Here is a 16,686-nt window from a genome sequence, read left to right as displayed (position 1 = left end):
GAAGGTCAGCGGTGCTGCCGGGCCGCGAGCGCGTGGACGACGCCTGCCGACGCCGGGTACAGCTCGCGGTAGAGCGCGTACAGCTCGTCGTAGCGGGCGGTGGCGGCCGGGTCAGGTTCGACCGTCTCGGCGACCGGGTTCCAGTCGTCGATCCGGGCGTCGCCGACCAGTTGTGCGGCGAGCAGCGCGCCCCCGTAGCTCGCGCCGATCGTGGTGGCCCGCAGTTCCTGCGGGCGGCCGGTGACGTCGGAGACGATCCGCGTCCACAGCGCGCCCTGGGTCCCGCCGCCGACCGCCACGACCCGGCGGATGTCGCCGCCGGCCGCCTCGATCGCCTCGATGTTGTGCCGTACGCCGTGGGCCGTGCCTTCGAGGGCCGCCCGGTACAGGTCGCCGCGGGTGTGGGACAGGGAGAGCCCGGCGACCACCCCGCGGGCCAGCGGGTCCATCAGCGGGGTCCGCTCCCCGGCGAAGTACGGGAGCATCAGCAGGCCGTTCGCTCCGGGCCCCGACTCCTCGGCAAGCCGCAGCAGTTCGCCGTAGCCGGCCGAGCCGAACAGCTCGCGCAGCCAGGACGTGACCGCGCCGGACGTGGCCATGCCGCCGGCCAGGTTGCGGGTCCCGGGCAGCGCGCCGACGGTGCTCCACAGCGCGGGGCTGGTCAGGAGCGCGGCGTCGGGCACGGTGTGGACGAGGAACATCGTGGTGCCGTACATCAGCATCAGGTCGCCCGGGCCCTGCGCGCCCACGCTCACCGCCTCGGCCCAGGCGTCGATGGTGCCGGTCGTCACGGGGATGCCCGCGGGCAGTCCGGTCGCGGCCGCGGCGGCCGGGGTCAGCGTGCCGGCCGCCTCACCGGACCAGCGCAGCGGTGGCAGTTCGAGCCCCGGCGCGATGCGTCCGGCCCACGGGCCGTACCAGTTCAGGGCGTTGGTGTCGTAGAGCGGGGTGCACTGGCTGGCCGAGTGGTGGTCCAGGACGTACGCCCCGGTGAGTTGGCGCACCAGCCACGAACTCGGCATGTACAGCCGGCGGGCGCGGGCGAAGACTGCCGGCTCCTCGTCGGCCACCCACGCGATCTTCGCGCCGGCCGCCTGGGAGGACAGCGCCGAGCCGCACCGGCGCACGATCTCGTCCGCGCCCAACTCGTCGTTCAGCCGGTCGATCTGGGCGGTCGCCCGGGTGTCGACGCCGTAGAGGACGGCGGGGCGCAGCGGTGTGTCGCCGTCGTCGGTGAGCAGCACGCACGGTCCCATGCCGCTGATGCCCACGGCGGCGACGGCGCGGTCGGGGCCGAGGCCGGCGGTCAGTTCACGGGCGAGCCCGGTGAACTCCTCCCACCACACCCCGGCCTCCATCTCGAAGCGGCCGGGGCCGGGCCGGTCGACCGCGTGCTCGCGCACCGCCGAACGGAGCACGGCACCGCTGCCGGCGTCGACCAGGACGCCTTTGCTGCTCGACGTGCCGATGTCCACGCCGACGACTGCGTTACGGGGCATGCACGGCATGGTGCCTGAAATCGATTTCACACACAAGGGCATCCGGCGTCCTGCCATCCGGACGGAGGCATTGACCGGCCTGCCCGTGTCTTCGTAGGGTCGCTGGGGGGTCGGCTGAAATCGATTGCCCCGGGCTGGGTCGCGGGCAGTCTCCCTGTCCGCTCGCCCGGCCGCCTGCCTGTCCACCGGGCTGCCTCACCGTCCGCTCCCCGTTCGCCGTTCGCCGTTCGCTCACCGACCGCCGCCCGTCCCGCCGTTCATCGCCTCCGCTCCGGCCGAAGGGATCACCCATGACCCGCATCGTGCGTTTCGCCGCACCCGACGGATCCGTGCGCACCGGTGTCGCCGACGGGACAGGGGCCGTCCACGCCCTCGGCGAGCACCGGATCGCGGAGCTGCTCCGGCTGACGGCGGCGGAACTGCGGGGCAGGGTCGAGGCCGCGCTGGCCGGGCCCGCCTCCCACGACGAGGCGGAGCTGATCCTGCTGCCGCCGCTGGACGGGCGGATGGAACTGTGGGCGGCGGGCGTCACCTACGAGCGGTCCCGCGAGGCGCGGGTGGCCGAGAGCACCGAACAGACCGTCTACGAACGGGTCTACGACGCGGAACGCCCGGAGCTGTTCTTCAAGGCCGTGCCCTGGCGCGTGGTCACCGACGGCGAGCCCGTCGCCGTCCGCCCCGACTCGGAACTCGACGTTCCCGAACCGGAGTTGGGCCTGATGGTCAACCGCCATGGCGAGACGGTGGGTTACCTGGTCGTCGACGACGTGAGCTCCCGCTCGATCGAGGGCGACAACCCGCTGTACCTCCCGCAGGCCAAGGTCTACGCGGGCAGTTGCGCGGTGTCGGCCGGCTTCGTACCCGCCTGGGAGGTCGGCGCGCCCGACGCCCTCGCGATCCGGATGACGGTGTGGCGGGACGGCACGGCCGCCTTCGAGGGCACGACCTCCACGGCGGCGTTCCGGCGGGCGCCGCGGGAGCTGGTCGGCCACCTGCTGGCCGGCCAGCCGTTCCCGGACGGCGTGGCCCTCTCCACCGGCACCGGCATCGTGCCGGGCCTGGACTTCACGCTCGGCGAGGGCGACGTGGTGGAGATCGCGATCGACGGCGTCGGCACGCTCACCAACCACGTCGTGGGGGATCCCGCTCGCCTCGGCTGGCTGGCCGAGGCCGAGGACCGGCCGGAGATCCGCCCGCGCCACCGGAGGGGCACGGCGGCCCGGGCGCGGTGATGGACCGGGAATACGGCCGGGGGCGGCGGTTCGGGGGCGGCGGTCGGGGCAGCGGTCGGGGCAGCGGCGTTCGGCGGTCGGTCGGGCGAAGGGGTTCTGCGCCGCCGCCGGTTAGCGGGCTTCAGGGCGCCCCCGAGGGCGCGGAGTCGGGCAGCACGGGGGCGCTCTCGCGAGCCTGGAGGGCGAGCCAGAGGTCCACGCGGTCCTCGATGCGGTCCATGCGGCGGCCGGTGAGCTGGGCGATCCGCTCGATCCGGCTCTGCACGGTGTGCCGGTGCACACCGAGCAGCTTCGACGTCTCGGCCCAGGAGCCGTTGGTCTCCAGCCACACCCGCAGGGTCTCGCCGAGCGCGGCCGCGGGATCCTGGGCGTCCAGAGGCGCGAGGACGGTGTCGGCGAACGCCGACAGCAGTGCGGGACTGCCCAGTCGGAGCAGCAGCCGGACCGAACCGGCCTCGGCGGTCGTCACCGGACGGCCGAGTTCCGTGCTGGTGGGCAGCAGCGCGTGGGCCTGGCGCAGCGAGAGCGCGGCGTGCTGCGGGGCCACCGCGGGGCCGATGCCCGCCGGGCGGCCCGGCGCGAACCGCCGCAGGATCTCCTCGACGTCCACCCCGTCGCCGACGACCAGTTCGACGCATCCGCCGGCCACCCGGGCGAGTCCGCCGGGCGCGGCCATCGCGAGATCGGCGGCGAGTTCGTCGGGCTGTTCACCGGGCCGCTCACCGGTTCCCACCGCCACCGCGCGGATCGCGGTGCTGCGCACTCCGGCCGCGGTGAGCAGCGAGCGCGCCCGGGCGGGCGGCAGTTCGGGGGTGAAGAGCTGGGCGAGCAGCTGGGCCCGGCGCCGGCGCTGCGGTTCGTCGGCGAGATGGCGGCGTTCCAGTTCCACCGACAGCAGGGACACCAGCACGCTGCCCAGCAGCCGGGACTCGGCGTTGCCCGCGCCGAGCAGCAGCACGAACCCGCGGAGCCGGGACGCTCCGAGCGGCTGCACCTGGACCCGGCCCGAGGGGAGGTCGCCGTCGGCGCTGCCGCGCAGTCCGCGCAGGGCCACCGCGTCGAGGATTCCCGCGGCCTCGGCGAGCGCGGCCGTTCCCTCGGCGCCGGCGGCGCCGAGCAGCCGGCCGAGCACGTCGCAGACGACGACCGCGGTGCCGGTGGCCTGCTGCCAGGCCCGCAGCAGGGCGTCGAGTCCGTCGCCGGAGGCGGTCGCGGCGGTCAGCCGGCGCTGGGTGCGCAACGTCCGCTCCAGCAGCCGCCGTTCCTCGGCCGCCCGGGCGCCGAACACCGCTTTGGTGACGGCCACGAAAGGCGTGCGCTCGGGCGCGGTGAGCAGCGGCAGTCCCAACGTCTCGGCCGCCTCGGCGAGCGCGGACGGCACGTCCTGGAGGGGCAGCAGCCGGCCGAGCCCCAGGACGAGGGCCGCCGCTCCCCCGTGCGCGACGTCCGCCGCGTACTGCGCCCACGCGTCGCGGTCGTCCTGGGCGGCCAGGAGCAGGCCCGTCGTCATGACGACCTCGGCGCCCTCCAGCCACGCCGCGGGCCGCAGCATCTCCGAGGCGTGCGCCGCCTCGACCACGTTGCCCAGCCCGGCACGCCCCGCCGCCAGCTCCAGCCGCAGCGACGGGATCGCCAGCAGATCGCGCACGGTGAGAGGCATGCGCGCATGCTCCACCAATTTCCCGGCGGTGTCGACGCGATGACATCACGGCGAACGCCGCCACTCGCCGCAAACCGCCCCGCCTCACCTTCCTCACCAGCATCCGCCGTGCGGCCCGCGGGAGCAGGAGACGGCCGGCGCGGAGGCCGGGGTCAGCCTGCGCGAAGGCCAGGGTCAGCCGCTGCGCGGGACGCCGTCAGCCGGTGCGCGGGACGCCGTCAGCCGGTGCGGAGGAACCCGTCAGCCGGTGCGGAGAACGCGGAAGCGGTCGGGCTCGGCCGGGTCGCGGTCGGCGATCTGGACCGGCGTCCCGTCCCACTGCCACACGCTGACGCCCGGCGTGCGTGCGAACCGGATCCGCCCGCGGGTGCCCTCGACGTCGACGTCCGGCCAGGACGCGGCGATGCGTGCCCGGTCCACGCCGTGGGACCGCAGCACCTCGGCGAGGACGGTGACGGCGTCGTACCCCTCCAGCGCGACGAACGACGGCGGCGCCCCCAACTGCTCGCGGAGATCGGCCTCGACGCGTGCGCCGAGCGGGCCCAGGCGTGCGGGCAGGTAGCGCAGGAACGGGATCGCGGCGCCGTCCTCGCCCAGCAGTGTGGCCCAGGAGGGGAACTCCGGCTGTCCGGCCGGGGCGCCGAGCAGGACGCCGGCGAGGCGCCGGTCGCGGCGGACAGCCTGCACGATCGGGACGGCGGGGTCCGGGTGGCCGGTGAGGAGCAGCAGGACCGTCGCGCCGTCGGCGGCGAGGGCGTCGCACAGCGCCCCGGGATCGAGTGCGCGGGCGTCGAACTCGGTGACCGTGCCGCCGTGTGCGGCGAGGTGGTCCCGCAGGATGCCGGTCCCCGCGGCCCAGTAGACGCTGGGCTCGGCTGCCACGGCGACGCGGCGGTGTCCGGCGCCGAGCAGGAAGTCGGCGTAGAGCCGCCAGCCGCGGGACTGCGGCGGGGCGAGGCGCGCGACCTGGTCCGTGGGCTGCTCGGTGAGTGCGTCGAGCACCGCGGACGAGCAGAGGAACGGCAGGCCGAGGGCGTCGGCCCGGGCCGCGGCCGCACGGGCGACGACGCTGTGGTACTCCCCCACGACGGCGGCCACGCCCAGCCCGGCCAGTTCGCCGACGGCCGCCGCGGCCCGTTGCGGGTCGGCCGCGGTGTCCCGCACCACCAGCTCCAGCACTCCGGCTCCGTCGCCCTCGCCGACGCCGCCCGCGTCGTTGACGTCCCGAACGGCCGACGCGAGCCCGGCCAGGAGGTGCCGGCCCGCCTCGGTCCAGCCGGGCCGGCTGAGCGGGACGAGCGCGCCGACGAGGACGGGCGCGTGGCCGGCCGGCCGGGCCACCGTCTCAGCCCGCGATCGCGGCCGGGGTCCACACCCCGAACCACTGCTCGCTGCCCCACTCCTCGAACCGGTCCACCTCGGTGAACCCGAGCCGCGCCGCGAGGCGCATCGAGCGGGCGTTGGCCGTCTGGGTGGTGAGCACGACCGGCTCGCCGGGGAGCGCCTCGGCGAACCACGCGAGTGCGGCGGCGCACGCCTCGGCGGCGTAGCCCTGACCCCATGCCCGCGGCAGGAACATGTAGCCGAGCTCGGCCTCCCCGCCCTCCGGACGGACATGGCCCAAACGCTCCGCGTCGCGCCGGTCGAGCAGCTGGACGTAGCCGATCATCGCCCCGTCGAGCTCCGCCACGAAGAACCCGGGGCGCTGCCCGGGTACGTCGGGCACCGAGCGCTCGAGTTCGTCGCGCGGCCGCGCGCCGCCGACATACGTGCCGACCTCCGGCGAGGCGGACAGCTCGATGCACGCCGCGCGGTCCCGGGCCTCCGACGCACGCAGCACGAGCCGCTCGGTCGTGATGGGGGCGGGCGGCCAGGCGACGTGTCCGGGTTCGGTCATGCCGCCCAACCTATGCGGCGCTCCCGCCGACGATCAAGACTCTCCTCGGCGCCCGCCGCCCCGGCCCGTCCGCCACCGCCGCACCCTGGACAACGCCGCCCCGGGGGCACCCGCCCGTCAGTGGGGTGGGCCGCATGTCGTCCACCTCGCTGGTCCGGGTCAGCCTCGTCGACGCGGGCAGCGGGCGGGAGTTCGCCCGTGCGCGGCTGCTCGGCACCTCCGAGGTCGCGCAGGGCGTCGGGTTGGGGTGAGGCTCAGCCCTTGACGGCTCCGGCGGTCAGGCCGGCCGCGAGGTGGCGCTGGACGATCATGAAGAAGACCACGACGGGCGCGGAGACGATGACCGAACCGGCCATCAGCGCGCCGTAGTCCGTGCCCTCGCTGGTGACGAAGTGGGTCAGCCACAGCGGGACGGTGTACTTGTCGGGGCTTGCCAGGATGAAGTACGCGAACAGGTACTCGTTCCAGGCCAGGATCATCGCGTAGACCGAGGTGGCGATGAGCCCGGGCAGCGTCAGCGGCAGGATGATCCGCCGGAAGGCGCCCATCCTGGTGCAGCCGTCGGTCATCGCGGCCTCCTCCAGGTCCTTGGGGATCGAGGCGACGAAGCCGCGCAGCGTCCAGACCGCGAACGGCAGGATGAACGCCAGGTAGGTGACGACGAGTCCGGGCACGGAGTCGGACAGGCCCACGTCGCTGAGGGTGAGGAAGACCGGGACGACGAGCGCGACGTGCGGCACCATCTGGACGAGCATCACCGCGGCCAGGTACGTCCCGCGGCCGCGGAACCGGAACCGGGCGATCGCCAGTGCCGACGCGAAGGCGACCAGCACCGCCACCGGCACCGTGATCCCGGTGACGAGCGCGCTGTTGCGCACCGCGTCCCAGAACAGCGGGTCGTGCACCACCTTGCGGAAGTGCACCAGCGTGGGCGCGTGCGGCCACAGTTGGGGGGGATCGGCGGCCATCGCCGGCCCCGACTTGAAGGCCGTGGTGGCCATCCAGTAGACGGGGAAGACCCAGACGGCGATGACCAGCACGCCGAGCGCCGTCCAGAGCACGCGGAGGCCCGACGGGGCGGTGCCGGTCGCGCGGCGTTCCGGGCGGCGCTCCCGGCGGCCCTCCTGACGGCGGGACCTGGCGAGGGCGGGCATCACGACAGTTCTCCGATCTTCGCGATCTGCCGCAGGTAGACGACCATCACGCCGAGCAGCGCGACGACGGTGAGCACCGCGGTCGCCGAGGCGAGGCCGTAGTCGTGCCCGGCGTAGGCCTTGACGTAGGCGTAGATGCCCAGGGTGTAGTAGTCCGACGAGGGCGCGCCGTTGCGCAGGATCCAGATCTGGTTGAAGACCTGGAAGTCCCAGATCACCGAGAGGGTGGTGAGCATGGCCAGCAGCGAGCGCAGCACCGGCACGGTGATGTGGCGGAACACCCCCCACGTGCCGGCGCCGTCCATCCGCGCGGCCTCGACGAGTTCGGCGGGTATCTGCATCAGTCCGGCATAGAGGGTGATCGCGATCAGCGGCACCGCACCCCACACCACGACCGCGGTGGCCACCGCCAGGCCCTGGGTGGCGTCGGTGTACCAGTTGTGCGGCTGCATGCCCAGCGCCCAGTTGGCGACGCCGGAGTTGTACTCGGTGATCCAGTGGAACACCTCGGTGGAGATGAACGTCGGCACCGACCAGGCCATGACCAGCGCGAAGGTCATCCCGCGGCGGCACCAGGCGGGCACCTGCCGCATGAGCAGCGCGATCCCGAACCCGAGGCCCATGGACAGGCCGACCATCGCGACGGTGAGCACGACCGTGCGGACCAGCACCGTCCAGAAGTCCGGATCGCTCAGCAGCGTCTTGTAGTTGTCGAATCCGACGAAGGACGGGGCGGCCGACGCGCTGAAGATCTGCGCCACGCCCCACTTCTGGGTGGAGAGGATCACCACCTTCACCAGCGGGTACGCCAGCACGCCGAGCAGGACGACGAGCGACGGCGCGATCAGCACATAGGGGGTGCGGTCGGTGCGCCGGCGGGACGGCGCCGGGTCGTCCGCGGGGGCCGCGGATCTCCGGAGTGGGGCCAGGGAGGTCATGAGGGCGGGTCCGTCCGTGCGGGGGCCGCGGGTGCGGCGCCGGCACGGCCGGCGCCGGACCTGCGGCCGATCGGTCAGGAGGCGTTGAGGATGTCCTCCATCTTCTTCCCGTACGTGGCGGTGGCGTCCTCGACGCTCATCTTCCCGGTGGCGATGTCGGCCAGCATCTGCTTGATCGTCAGGTCCTTCTCCACCTGCGCCCAGTTCTTGGCCGCGGGGACGTTCCAGCTCTGCTCCAGGCCGACGAAGTAGCCCGCCCGCCCGGGGTCGCTGGAGGTCAGGTCGAGGGTGTTGGCGAGGAAGCCGCCGGCCAGGAACTCCTTCTCGCGCGCCGTGGAGGTGAAGTCCCGCACCCACTCCTCGGCCCAGGTCTGCTGCTTGCTCTTGGCGGTCACCGCGAGCACCGAACCGCCCATGTACGGGGGCGCGTACTGGCCCTCCTTGGTGGGGCTGGGCATCGGGAACGAGCCGACCTTGCCCTTGAGCTTGGGGTCGCCCTTGTCGGTGCTGTAGACCTGCACGAGCTGGCCGTTGGTGGAGAAGCTCATGGCGGCCTTGCCCGCCACCAGGGCGGGTACCGCGCCGAGGTCGTCACCGGTGCGGTCGCCGCGCATGCCGGCGTCGATGAGCGACTTCCACGTCTTCAGGCCCTGGACGGCGGCCGGCGTGGCGAGTTCGGACTTCCACTTGCCGTCGGAGCCCTGGGAGGCGATCTCGCCGCCGTTGTCGTAGACGAACGGCAGCGCGCCGTACGGGTGCTGGCCGGGCATGAAGAAGGCGGAGAAGCCCTTGTCGCCCTTGTGCTTGTTCATCAGCGTCTGCACGTCGGCCATCAGCTGCTTCCAGGTGGTCGGCGGCTGGGTGATGCCGGCGGCCTGGAAGAGGTCCTTGCGGTACACCACGGCACGCGTGCCGCCGTAGTAGGGCACGCAGTACAGCTTGCCGCCATTGGTGCAGGCGTCGACCAGGCCCTTCTGCCACTTGTCGCTGCCGTCGAAGGTGGTCCGCTTCGACGTCAGGTCGACGAAGGCGCCGGCCTGGACGTACTGCGCGGTCTCGGAGTTGCCGAGCTCGATGACGTCGGGGACCTTGTTGGCCTGGGCGGAGGCGTCGAACTTGGTGAGGTGGTCGGCCCACGCCTGGTACTGCACCGAGACCTTCACCTTCGGGTACTTCTGGTTGAACGCGGCCGTCGCGGCGGCCACCGACTTCGGCCACAGGCTCTGGGCGTCCACCTGGAGCCAGACGGTCAGGGTGCCGGAGGCCGACGTGCCCTGGTCCTTCTGCCCGGAGTCGCCGCCGCCGGAGTCGCAGGCGGCGGCCCCGGCGAGGAGCAGCGCGGCCAGGGCGGCGGTGGTACGGAGTTGGCGTCGCATGGGCGGGTACCTGCTCTCTGTACTGGGCGTGGCCGTGAGCCGTGCCGTAGGGGTGCGATGACGATCCGCGGCGGTTCTCCCCCGGGAGCGGTCGCAGGCTGACAGCCGTCCGGTGGTGGCGGCAATCACGCAGGTCAAAATTCACTGACGCTGAACACGCCGCGCCGCGAGGCCCGTTGCCCGGGATGGCGTCCACTGCCGGTGAACTCCGGCCGCCCCGATCGCTTTCGCCGCCGGGCCGCTCCTACTGTCGGCGCACGGCGACGAGTTCGGAGGGCGACGGTGACGGTGCCGAGGGTGATCAGCGGGAGGTCGCGGCACCCTGTCGGCGGGGCTGCCGGCGGGGCGTTCCGCGTACCCTCCTTCACCACCCGTCACCCGGGTCCCGCGCACGCCGCCACCCCGCGTGGCCTGGCCGTTCGCGCCGCGGGGCGCGGCGGTGACGTGCCGCACGGCCGTGCCGCCGGGACCCTGCTCATCCCGGGCGCGGCGGTGCACAATCCCCTCGTGATCGAGGAGTGGACGGGTGCCCGGCAAGGGGCGCGGGCCGTGCCGGCGGCGTCGCGGGCGCGGCGAACACCCGCAGCGCGGCATGGGCGACGGGCGCGGCGAGTGCGGCGGGTCCCGCGATGAGCGCTGTCCCGGACCCGGTCGCGGCCGACGGCGCGCCGCGCGCCCCCCGTGCCGGGCTGCGGGCCGCACTGCACCGCTGGGCGGACGAACACGCCTTCACCGCCGGGGTGTTCGACGGCACACGGTGGCAGGAAGGCGCGCTGCGGCTCGCGTCGCCGCGGGACCGGGCGCCGTACGACGACCCGTTCGGGCACGGCTGCCTGGACTGGGAGTTCGGCCGCTGGACCTCGCCGTGGGTGCGGCTGCCCTTCCCGGCGACCGACATCATCCCGTCGTGGACGGCCGACGCCCCGGACGGCGCACGGCTGGACGTGCGACTGCAGGTCCGCGACGGCTCCGGCGGCACGGGGGGCTGGTACGTGCTGGCCCACTGGTGCTCGGGCGACGCGGTCGTGCACCGGGCGACGGTGCCGGGACAGAGCGACGGCGGCGGGCGCGTGGAGGCGGACACCTTCCTCGCCGGCCCGCCGGGTGTGTCGGCCTACCGGATCTCGGTGGTCCTGGCCCGGCGGCCCGGCGGCCCGGCGGAACCGGCGCTGTCCCGCCTCCAGGCCGCGGCGTCCCTGGCCACGCACGCCGGGCCGGTCCCGGTCAGCGGGCCGGGCGGCGCCTGGGGGACCGTCCTCGACGTGCCGGGCCGCTCCCAGGGCGTGCACACCGGGCACTGCCCGCAGTGGGACGGCGGGGGCGAGGCGTGGGCGGGTCCGGCGTGCACGGCCATGCTGACGGAGTTCTTCGGCCTGGGCCCGGCCGCGGACGACCTCGCGTGGCTGGACCCCGACGACCCCGCGCCGCAGGTCGACTTCGCGGCCCGCCAGGTCTACGACTACGGCTACCGGGGCTGCGGCAACTGGGCGTTCAACGTGGCCTACGCGGCGCGGTTCGGCCTGGAGGGCGCGGTGCTGCGGCTGACCTCGCTCACCGACGTGGAGCGCCTCGTGGCCGCCGGGCTGCCCGTCGCCACACCGCTCGGCGTACGCAGCGGCGAACTGTCGGGCACCGGCCCGGACGGCCCGGGCGCGTACTCCTACGACACCGCGGGCAACATCCTGGTCGTCCGCGGGTTCACGGTCGCCGGGGACGTCGTCGTCAACGACCCCCTCTCGGCGTCCGACGACGCCACGCACCGCGTCTATCCGCGGGCCGCGTTCGAGCGGGTCTGGCTGACGGGGGGCGCCGCGGGCGCGGCCTATGTCCTCCATCCGCCGGGCCACCGGCTGCCGCCGGCCGTGCCGGGCGAGGCCCCGCGCTGGTGAACCGCCGCCCGGCGGCGGGTGCCGCCGGGCGCCGCCGGGCACAGGACGAAACGTCCACCGGGCGGCGCGAGGTGTCGACAGCGCGTCCATCGTCCGACCGCGACCGGCTGACTACCGTGGGCACCCATGACATGCTCCCGCCACGGCCGGCGGGGCGCCTGCCCGCGGCGGATCGGGTCAGGCGACCGGCGGGCCCGCCACCTGCAGCAGGAAGCGTGTGCCGGGAGCCAGCGCGGTGAGCCGGTGCGGGAGCGCGCTGTCGTAGTGCAGCGAGGCGCCCTGGACCAGATCGAAGGGCTCGCCGTCGACCTCCGCGAGCAGCCGCCCGACCAGGACGTGGCACAGTTCCTCGCCGGGATGTCCGGTGACGAAGGCGTGGTGGGCGGGCGTGCCCTCGGCCAGCACCGTCTCGAACCGGCGGGCGCCGGGCGCGGTCAGCGGGTAGGTGCGGCCCTCGCCGTCGGCCCACTCGCGGCCGTCCCGCGCGGGCCGGTACGTGGTGCTGAGCGCGAGCGCCGGCTGCGGCCGGCCGCCGGGCGCGCCCGGACCGCCGAGCAGCACCGACAGCGGGGTCTCGACGGCCTCGGCGATTCGGTGCAGCGAGTCGAGGGTCGGGTTCGCCAGCCCCGCCTCCAACTGGCTGAGGAAGCTCTTCGACAGGCCCGTCCGGTCGCTGACCGCTTCCTGGGTCAGCCCGAGTCGCCGGCGGGACGTCCGCAGGCGGGCGCCGAGCCGCGCGGCCGCCGCGTCACTGTCCCGCCTCGGGCGGCGCCCCTGCCCCGGGAGTTCCCTCGTCCCCAGCCGATCCCCCATGTTTCACGACCCCCTGACGCCTCATCGGCTCCGCCTCTACGCGATTGGCCCACTGCTTATCACGGTGAACACCGCTATGGGAGGGTAAGGCGGACATAGAGAGGACATCGTTGGACATCGCCGAAGACCCCGGCCGTCACCCGCTGGAGGACTGACCGTGTGCCCGCACGCATCGACCTGGTCCGACCCGCTCGCGATGCTGTCCGACGCCGCCCGAGAGCTCGGCGCGGGCGAACAGGCCCTGTACGAGGTCCTGTCGGCGGGCTACCCGCACGCCGTCCTGCAGCGCCACGAGGTCCTGCTGGAACGCAGCGGCGCGACCCGGCGCGATCTGCACCGCCTGCTGACCACGGCCGGGTTCCGCGACCTGGCCGAGCTGCAGGCCCGGGTGACCGACAAGCTCAACGGTGAACTGCGCACGCCCGCAGCCCGGTTCGAGATGCGGCTCGGTCCGGCCGCGCGCGCCGGACTGCTGCCCCGCATGACGCTGCTGGAGTCGGACAACGTGGCCACCACGCTCAGCGAGCTCGACGACAACGGCGCGCTGAGCCTGGCCGTGGACGCCCTGCTCGGCGCCCGGCGCCGCTGGGTCACCGGCGCGTGCCGCAGCCATGCCTTCGCCCATCTACTGGCCACCGATCTGTCCGCGGTCCTCGGGCAGGTGGCTCTGACCGGCGGCCCCGCCGGGCGGGAGATCGAGGCGCTCACCGACGCCGGACCGCAGGACGTCCTCGTCGCGTTCGCCCTGCGCCGCTACGACGCCTCGACCCTGCGGCTGGCCGCCGCGTTCGCCGACACCGGCGCGACGGTGGTCGCGGTCACCGACGACCCGGCCGGCCCGCTGGCCGCGCACGCCGGGATCTGCCTGACCGCCGCCACCGCCAGCGCCTCGTTCTCCGACTCGCCCACGGCGGTGGCCGCCGTCGCGCACGCGCTCGCCACCCTCACCGCGGCCCGCTCCAAGGCCGCGGGCCGGCGTCTGGCCCGCCGCGAGGAGGCCGTGCGACGGCTGGGCGTCTACGCCGAGGACTGACCCGGGCGGGGAAGCGGGTGACCGTACGGAGCCGGCGCCGGCCGGCAAGGGTGGCGGGAGGCGGCTCAGGCCCCGGGACCCGACGTGGAGTCCCGCACCTGCAGCGCGGTGCGCAGCACGACCGTCTGCAGCGGCCGGTCCTTGCCGGACATCCGGTCCTGCAGCAGTGAGGCGGCCGTCCAGCCGAGGTCGTAGGAGGGCAGCTGGACCGTGGTCAGGCTCGGGCTGACCATCGGCGCCCAGGGCACCTCGCCGAACGAGAGGATCCCGAACTCCGGTGCGTTCAGTCCGGCTTCGCGCAGGGCCCGCAGGGCACCCACCGCCATCAGGTTGTTGGCGACGAAGACCGCGTCGGGCCGCTCCGGACGCGCGAGCAGGTCGGCCATCGCCTTGTGGCCCCCCTCGACCTTGAAGTCCGCGAAGCGCGTCCACTCGGTGACCGGGTCGACCGGGTACTCCCCGGCCCGGTCCGGGTGTGCACGCAGGAAGTCCCCGATCGCGGTGCGGTAACCGGCCAGCCGCTCCTCGGAGGTCGAGGCGCCCTGCGGTCCGGTGATGCAGGCGATCCGCCGGTAGCCGCGGGCGAGCATATGGGCGGTGGCGTCCTCGCTGCCGTGGGCGTTGTCGACCAGCACCACGTCCACGTTGCTGCCGCGCGGCCGGCGGTCGACGGCCACCACGGGCATGCCGCGCGCCTCCAGCAGCGACAGGTCGGTGCGCTCCCGGGACGCGGCGGCCACGATGACGCCCGCCATCTGCTCGGCGAGGGCCACCTCGAGGTAGCGGCGCTCCTTGTCCACGTCCTCGTCGGTGTTGCAGAGCACCACCGACAGGTTGGTCTGCTGGGCCGCGTCCTCGACGCCGCGGGCCATGGCGGTGAAGAACGGGTTCTCGATGTCGGGGATGAGCAGGCCGATCACGCTGGCGCGCTGGGTGCGCAGAGAGCGGGCCACCCGGTTGGGCGCGAAGCCGAGTTCGGCCGCGGCCCGGCGCACCCGCTCGGCCCGCTCGGCGGTCACGCGCCCGCCGTTGAAGACGCGCGACACGGTGGCGGCCGACACCCCGGCCGCCTTGGCCACGTCCTGGATCGTGCTCGCCATCGGCCGTCCCGCCCCTTTCCGGCATCCGCCCGCCGAGCGCCCGCGCCGCGGTCCGCTCCCACCGGCGGTCTCGTCCCAACCCTTGACAGCCCCGTACCTGAACCCTAATTTCGCGTGAAATGGATTTCAAGACGACTGAGATCCAGGTCCTTCTTCCTGGGGCGCCATCCAGCCCATTTCCCCGGTTGTACGTAGCCGAACTCCGGGCACCCTGGCATGAAATCGATTTCACTGCGGAAGGTGCATCGTGATCTATTCCGGCTTGGACGGCCTGGCCCGCAGGACCGGTGGGGTGAGCCGTTCCGTCAGTGCGGAGAACCCTACCGGCGCCAAGGGCCAGGGCGGGACGGCCACCGAGGGGACCGGTGCGGTGGCGGCCGGGCAGCGCGGCCGCGGCTGGAAGATCTCCCCCAGCATCGAGATCGCCCCCGGCGAGACGGCCGTCCTCGCCGACATCGCGGGGCCGGGCACGATCCGCCATGCGCTTTCCGGGGCGGGACGTGCTGTTCGGCGCGATCTTCGCCACGCTGCTGGTCACGGCGCCGGTCGCGCTCATCCCGCTGTTCCTGGCGGCCCGTCAGCTGCACCTGCTGGACAGCTACGCGGGACTGATCGTCCCGGCGATCTTCAACGCCTTCGGGATCTTCCTGCTGCGGCGGTTCTACCTGGGCCTGCCGCGTGAGCTGGAGGAGGCGGCGATCGTCGACGGCTGCGGCTACTGGCGGGTGTACTGGCATGTGGTGCTGCCGCTGTCCCGGCCGATCCTCTCGGCGCTGGCGGTGTTCTTCTTCCTGGCCAACTGGAACGCCTTCGTGTGGCCGCTGGTCGCCACCAACAACCCGGATCTGACCGTGGCGCACCTGGGCATCGCGGCGTTCCAGAGCCAGTACACGTCGAACTGGAACTACATCCTGGCCGCGGCGACGGTCGCCGCGCTCCCGATGCTGCTGCTGTTCTTCACCTTCCAGCGGCAGATCGTGGAGTCCATCAAGACCTCGGGCCTGAAGTAGCCGCGGCGGCCCCCGTGACCGGGCCGGTGCCCGGTCCGGACACGGGGGCCGACCGAGCCCGGCCGCGCGTCAGCAGAAGGGCACGACGCCGACATTGCGCACGTAGCGGGCGGCGACCCAGCCGGAACGGCTGTACAGGTCGTACCAGACGTCGTTCCCGCCGACGTTCTGCCCGTGCACCTTGCAGGAGAGCTTCACGACGGTGTTGGGGGCGAGGCTGCCGAGGTCGGCCGCGTTCGTGGCGGCGCGACTGCGGATGCGCAGCGCCACCGCGGAGACCACCTTGCCGTTGACGTACGAGGCCGCCTTGGCGGTGGTCGGGGCGGTGGCGGGCGCGGCGGCCGCCGGGGCCGTCGTGACCGTCGTCGCCCTGGTGGCCGTGTTTCCGTTGTCGTGCCCGGGCGCCAGGGCGCCGGCGGTGGCCGGCGTCAGCAGACCGACGGCCAGCGTTCCGGTGACGAGTGCGGCGATGGTGGTCTTCCTCGATGCGAGCCCGGTCATGGCAACCTTTTCGTCTCAGGTCCTCCCCGTCTCCGAGGGCGGACGCGGGTGTTCTCCGCGATCTTGCGCGTCCCGCGACCGGCGCCGGCCCAGCCGCTCCGGCGGCCTCCCCCTATCGGCCCACGCCGCCCACCGGCCCGGAGGACCGCCGCTCCCCCGCCCGCAGCAGCGCCCTCAGCAGGCCGGACAGGGTGAGGAGCCAGACGGACGCGGCCACCCGCAGCAGCGCCGATCCGGGGGTGTGCAGTCCCGCGAGTTGGGCGGCGGTGGCGGTGGACAGGGCCGCGACGGCGGTCATGCCGAGGGGGAAGACGGTCGACCAGCGGCGGATGTCGTAGTGCGGGCGGGGGCGGGCGATCTCACAGACGGCCAGGACCGCGTACCCGGCGAAGTCCAGGCACAGCAGGACCAGGGTCAGCGTCCGCAGCGTCGTGTGGCCGCCGCCGGAGAAGACCGGGGAGGCCGTCAGCTTGGAACCGGCGAGCGCAGAGATGGCCAGCGCGCCCGCCGCGATCCACTGGTCCCCGGCCTCGTGCACCGCAGCCGCGACCCCCGCGAGCTGCCCGGTCCGCCGCCGCGCCGCG

15 protein-coding genes are annotated in these 16,686 nt (G+C 74.1%); 4 read left to right on the top strand and 11 right to left on the bottom strand.

Translation table 11 applies throughout. The annotated features are described in order from the left end of the window. Nucleotides 1–5: 5 nt before the first annotated feature. Nucleotides 6–1,499 (bottom strand): FGGY-family carbohydrate kinase, encoded by a 1,494-nt coding sequence (locus K7862_RS15725; RefSeq protein WP_222963210.1) that lies wholly within the window; start codon nt 1,497–1,499, stop codon nt 6–8. A 290-nt stretch (nt 1,500–1,789) separates the two neighbouring features. On the opposite strand from K7862_RS15725, the gene K7862_RS15720 reads away from it, so the two are divergent. Continuing rightward, the gene (locus tag K7862_RS15720; protein WP_222963209.1) at nt 1,790–2,731 is read left to right on the top strand and encodes a fumarylacetoacetate hydrolase family protein; all 942 of its coding nucleotides are present in this window, start codon (nt 1,790–1,792) and stop codon (nt 2,729–2,731) included. 121 nt (nt 2,732–2,852) lie between these two features. Here K7862_RS15720 and K7862_RS15715 read toward each other — a convergent pair whose 3' ends face one another. From K7862_RS15715 to K7862_RS15690, 6 genes are all read right to left on the bottom strand, one after another. Then, a complete protein-coding gene (locus K7862_RS15715) occupies nt 2,853–4,391 on the bottom strand; it encodes a PucR family transcriptional regulator (RefSeq protein ID WP_222963208.1) in 1,539 nt (512 codons plus the stop codon). A gap of 240 nt (nt 4,392–4,631) precedes the next feature. Beyond that, the gene (locus K7862_RS15710; protein ID WP_222963207.1) at nt 4,632–5,732 is read right to left on the bottom strand and encodes an ABC transporter substrate-binding protein; all 1,101 of its coding nucleotides are present in this window, start codon (nt 5,730–5,732) and stop codon (nt 4,632–4,634) included. 4 nt (nt 5,733–5,736) lie between these two features. After that, nucleotides 5,737–6,288, bottom strand: coding sequence for a GNAT family N-acetyltransferase (locus K7862_RS15705; protein WP_222963206.1), 552 nt, complete (start codon nt 6,286–6,288; stop codon nt 5,737–5,739). A 254-nt stretch (nt 6,289–6,542) separates the two neighbouring features. Then, the gene (locus tag K7862_RS15700) at nt 6,543–7,442 is read right to left on the bottom strand and encodes a carbohydrate ABC transporter permease (RefSeq protein ID WP_222963205.1); all 900 of its coding nucleotides are present in this window, start codon (nt 7,440–7,442) and stop codon (nt 6,543–6,545) included. Continuing rightward, entirely contained in the window at nt 7,442–8,380 is a 939-nt protein-coding gene (locus tag K7862_RS15695; RefSeq protein WP_222963204.1) for a carbohydrate ABC transporter permease, read from the bottom strand. Before K7862_RS15695 ends, K7862_RS15700 begins: the two co-directional genes overlap by 1 nt. 74 nt (nt 8,381–8,454) lie before the next feature. Then, entirely contained in the window at nt 8,455–9,756 is a 1,302-nt protein-coding gene (locus K7862_RS15690) for an extracellular solute-binding protein (protein WP_222963203.1), read from the bottom strand. A gap of 629 nt (nt 9,757–10,385) precedes the next feature. On the opposite strand from K7862_RS15690, the gene K7862_RS15685 reads away from it, so the two are divergent. Beyond that, on the top strand, nt 10,386–11,645 hold the full coding sequence (locus tag K7862_RS15685) for a C39 family peptidase (RefSeq protein ID WP_222963202.1): 1,260 nt from the start codon (nt 10,386–10,388) through the stop codon (nt 11,643–11,645). 177 nt (nt 11,646–11,822) lie between these two features. Here the strand turns inward: K7862_RS15685 and K7862_RS15680 are convergent, their stop codons facing one another. Next, nucleotides 11,823–12,458 (bottom strand): helix-turn-helix domain-containing protein, encoded by a 636-nt coding sequence (locus tag K7862_RS15680; protein WP_222963201.1) that lies wholly within the window; start codon nt 12,456–12,458, stop codon nt 11,823–11,825. Between the two features lie 157 nt (nt 12,459–12,615). On the opposite strand from K7862_RS15680, the gene K7862_RS38240 reads away from it, so the two are divergent. After that, nucleotides 12,616–13,491 (top strand): MurR/RpiR family transcriptional regulator, encoded by an 876-nt coding sequence (locus K7862_RS38240; RefSeq protein ID WP_222963200.1) that lies wholly within the window; start codon nt 12,616–12,618, stop codon nt 13,489–13,491. 65 nt (nt 13,492–13,556) lie between these two features. Here the strand turns inward: K7862_RS38240 and K7862_RS15670 are convergent, their stop codons facing one another. Next, nucleotides 13,557–14,591 (bottom strand): LacI family DNA-binding transcriptional regulator, encoded by a 1,035-nt coding sequence (locus K7862_RS15670; protein WP_222963199.1) that lies wholly within the window; start codon nt 14,589–14,591, stop codon nt 13,557–13,559. A 479-nt stretch (nt 14,592–15,070) separates the two neighbouring features. Here K7862_RS15670 and K7862_RS15665 point away from each other — a divergent pair, with 479 nt between their 5' ends. Beyond that, entirely contained in the window at nt 15,071–15,601 is a 531-nt protein-coding gene (locus K7862_RS15665) for a carbohydrate ABC transporter permease (RefSeq protein ID WP_262413198.1), read from the top strand. Between the two features lie 69 nt (nt 15,602–15,670). Here the strand turns inward: K7862_RS15665 and K7862_RS15660 are convergent, their stop codons facing one another. Continuing rightward, nucleotides 15,671–16,102 carry an SH3 domain-containing protein gene (locus tag K7862_RS15660; RefSeq protein ID WP_222963198.1) on the bottom strand — a complete coding sequence of 144 codons (432 nt, stop codon included), beginning with the start codon at nt 16,100–16,102 and terminating at the stop codon, nt 15,671–15,673. 112 nt (nt 16,103–16,214) lie between these two features. Next, on the bottom strand, nt 16,215–16,640 hold the full coding sequence (locus K7862_RS15655; RefSeq protein WP_222963197.1) for an SLAC1 family transporter: 426 nt from the start codon (nt 16,638–16,640) through the stop codon (nt 16,215–16,217). Nucleotides 16,641–16,686: the final 46 nt, after the last annotated feature.

Origin of the sequence: Actinacidiphila acidipaludis (assembly GCF_019890725.1) — a bacterium.
Taxonomy (GTDB): Bacteria; Actinomycetota; Actinomycetes; order Streptomycetales; family Streptomycetaceae; genus Actinacidiphila; species Actinacidiphila acidipaludis.
The sequence above is the reverse complement of the archived record's forward strand: the minus strand, read 5'-3'. Positions and strand labels throughout refer to the sequence as shown.